This window comes from Halorubrum sp. Atlit-26R, from assembly GCF_003666015.1.
Taxonomy (GTDB): domain Archaea; phylum Halobacteriota; class Halobacteria; order Halobacteriales; family Haloferacaceae; genus Halorubrum.
On record NZ_QPLT01000502.1, the window covers coordinates 1 to 455 of the forward strand.

The 455-nt window shown below is 65.9% G+C and carries 1 pseudogene; it reads left to right on the top strand.

What is annotated here, in order from left to right:
• A pseudogene (locus tag DVK07_RS21655) lies at nucleotides 1-455 on the top strand (amino acid transporter); the annotation flags it as partial.

Sequence of the window (455 nt, forward strand, 5' to 3'; positions counted from 1 at the left end):
ACCATCGTCACCCACGACACGCGACACGCGGTCGTCAACTACGCCGACAACCAGGACGTCGACTTCCTCCTCGTAGAGCACCCGACGGGGACAAAGCGCGTGAGCGAGCGGCTCTTCGGAACCGATACGTCGTGGATTCTCCGCCACGCACCCTGCGAAGCCGGTCTACTCAAGGGACCCGAACTCGACGGGATTCACACCGTCGAACTGCTCGCGAGCCAGGGGCCGTACGACCCGACGAAAGTCGCCGTCGCGGACGCGCTGGCGAGCGAGTCCGAAGGTCGAATCCACCTGAGTCACTGCGGGGACACCACCGACTCGGCGGCCCGGCGACAGTCCCTCGAACAGTACAAAGCCGACATCGCCGAGTTGTGTAGCGCTCCCGTCGAGATGGGGACGCTCTCCACGGACGGTGGCCGCCACGCCCCGTCGACCGAGAGCGACCTCCTCGTTGT